Below are 3,090 nucleotides of genomic sequence, written 5' to 3'. Positions count from 1 at the left end.
TTTATTTCTTAAATTTCCATTTTCATCGTATTGGTATTGTGTTTCAATATTTAGCTCCAATGGATTTACTATAAAAGAATAAGGTTCCTCTGAAAAACTACCATCTCTACTAAATATTTTTATATAGTAGGTTTGTCCACCCTCAACTAAATAGTAGACTTTACCAGCTAAACTAGCACCTGTCCCAATTAAGTTTTGATTTCCATCAAAGATATGTACTTCGTAATGATTATCTATTGTGGATTGAAGTGTTAATTCATCAAGACCCGTTTGTGAAGCTGTATACTGATAAAAATCCACATCTGAATCTGAAGAAATGGTTGTACTATACGTACTAGAATATGTAAAAGGAAATGCAGTAGTAAAGTCGTCGTTAGGCTCATAAGAACTAGGTAATAGGATATTATTCAAATAAACCCAGTCAGACCATTCTAATCCATCATTCACTCGTATACCAAAGTCCCATTCTCCATTTCCTAATGATGGAGTGGTATGTGTTTTATCTAAAGGAGCTATCTCGTTACTATTATATGACCAGGATTCCCAGTTATCTTGGGAACCAATGACTTGATAGGCTAACTGTTCTTGATTATCTAAATCACTGTAGTTCCAAGCCAAACTTACACTGTTATTTTGAACTTGTTCATTATCACTATGAGAAGTGATCATTAGTTCAGGTAAGCTATTTATTTTTATATATCGTGGATCAGAATAAGGTGAAGTTCCACTAAATTTATCCTCTATTCGTACTTTCCATCCATAAACATTTCCTCTTTCCAGAACATTTTCAGGGACAGAATAAGAAGAGTTCTCTGTATTTATCCATTCTGAAGTAAAAACCACTTCATTTGAAGGGTTATCTATTTGTATTTGAAATGCATTTTGTGTATCCATAGGGTGCCAATTAAATGTTAAAGATGTACCCTCTACTAACTCTTCTTCATCTATTAATCCAGGTGAAATAGTATTTGGCACATAATTAAGAACCGTTACTTCATTTGAATTTTCACCCTCACCTATTTGGTTAACAGCAGATATAATATAAAAATATGTAGTACCTGTTTCTACATTTTGATCTACATATGAGTTTTCTACTACATTGCCAGCAATGATTTCATATGGTCCATCCTTACTATTTGATCTTTTAACCATATATTCATCGGCATTATTAACTACATCCCATGTTAATTGAATTTTTTGTACATTATTAATTTGTGCTTTCACACTTTGAGGAGTATGAGGTAAAGTTTCGATTTTTTCCACACTATTTTCAAAATCGCTCCCAGCCATGATATAGATGGATCCGTTTAAAACTTGGCTTTCACTAAGGTATCGATAATTATTTAAACTAGGCATTTGTGTCCAGTTATCCGTGTTAGGATCATACATTTCTGTGCTAGTCAAATAAGAATGTGAAGGGTAACCTTTGCCTCCCATCACTATAATTTTTCCGTTTATCTCTTGAATTTGAGAATGTGATCTTTTTTCTTCCATAGGTCTTAACTCTGTCCAAATATTCGTAGATGGGTCATATACCTCTACATAATTCAAATAATCGTCTTCTTGTCCACCCACCACATAAATTTTTCCATCCACTACAATACTACTAAAATAACGTCTATTTTTATTCAAATCTCTTAGTGAAGTCCATGTATCAGATCTTGGATTATATACTTCAAGTGTTGTAATACGCTCAGCATTAGAATCATCATATCCTAACACATAAATTTTTCCATTGATCACATGGCTCGTATAAATTTTATTTAAATTCATATTACTAAATCGTGACCATGTATTCGTTACTGGATCATATACTTCAGTGCTATAACCATCTTCAGATAAATCCCCACCCATTACATATATTTTGCCATCAATTACTTCACTATCAAAAGCAGATCTAGATTTTATCATACTATTAAGTACTGTCCATGATTTCTTTAATGGATCATACACTTCTACATATCTTGATTTATCTAACTTATTTGTTAATTCACCTGAGTACCCTCCCATTACATATATCTTGCCATCAATCACTTCGCTTTCAAAAGATGACCTGTTATAATTCATACTACTTATTTCTGTCCATGAATTTGTTAATGGATCATAGACTTCACTACTAGAATGTCTAATTTTTTGATCACCAGTACTTTGTCCACCCATTACATATATCTTCCCATCAACCATTTCACTTTGAAATGATTTTCTGGGATGATTCATACTACTTACTTCTGTCCATACTTCTGTTTCATTTGCTTCAGTATATTTTTGTATGCTAGGTAATGGGATTATCGTAAAAAACAAGATCAATATTAACCCAAATTGTATCCATTTTTTCTGATTTTTCATTACTGTGTCCTTCTCCTTTTTCACATAATAATTTTATTAAGGTTAATTTTTAATCGTTTTTTGCTTATTGATTAAATTTCCATTCTCATCATATTGGTATTGTGTTTCAATGTTTAGCTCCAAAGGATTTACTATAAAAGAATAGGGTTCCTCTGAAAAACTACCATCGCTACTAAAAATTTTAATATAGTAGTTTTGATCACTTTCCACTAAAAAATACTCATCATTACTTAATGTAGCCTCAGTAACCAAATCCATATTCCTGTTATATATATAAAAATCGTAATCTACGCCAACAGGTACTTGAAGTGATATGTAATGAATTCCTGATTGATTTGGTACAATTTTAAAGAAATCTACGTCATTAATTGAATTAATAATTGAACTATAATTGTTATCATAAACAATAGGATACGATGTATTAAAATCATCATTTGGTTCGTAAGAGATTGGTAATTGAATATTGTTTAAATAAACTTCTTCTGACCATTCCACACCATCCCAAACTTTGATTGCAAAATCCCATTCTCCTCCAGCTATTTGTGGTGTCGTATGTGTTTTACTAGATGACACAACCTCTCCAGAGTTATACGACCAGGATTCCCAGTTATCTTGTGAACCAATGACTTGATAGGCTAACTGTTCTTGATCATCAAGATCACTGTAGTTCCAAGTAAGTTCTAAGCTATTATTTGAAACGATTTCATTGTCATTATGAGATGAAATTGATAATGTTGGTAAATT

The 3,090-nt window shown here is 31.8% G+C and carries 2 protein-coding genes; both read right to left on the bottom strand.

Going from position 1 to position 3,090, the window contains the following annotated elements; genetic code table 11:
* Positions 1-2,346: Kelch repeat-containing protein (locus ERL59_RS20595; protein ID WP_160648106.1), on the bottom strand; the 2,346-nt coding region annotated here is incomplete at its 3' end.
* 42 nt (positions 2,347-2,388) lie between these two features.
* Positions 2,389-3,090: hypothetical protein (locus ERL59_RS20590; protein WP_160648105.1), on the bottom strand; the 702-nt coding region annotated here is incomplete at its 5' end.

The organism is Chengkuizengella marina, from assembly GCF_009910845.1.
In the GTDB taxonomy this organism is placed as follows: domain Bacteria; phylum Bacillota; class Bacilli; order Paenibacillales; family KCTC-33759; genus Chengkuizengella; species Chengkuizengella marina.
Note: the sequence above shows the minus strand (reverse complement) of the source record. Positions and strands in the feature narration are given on the sequence as shown.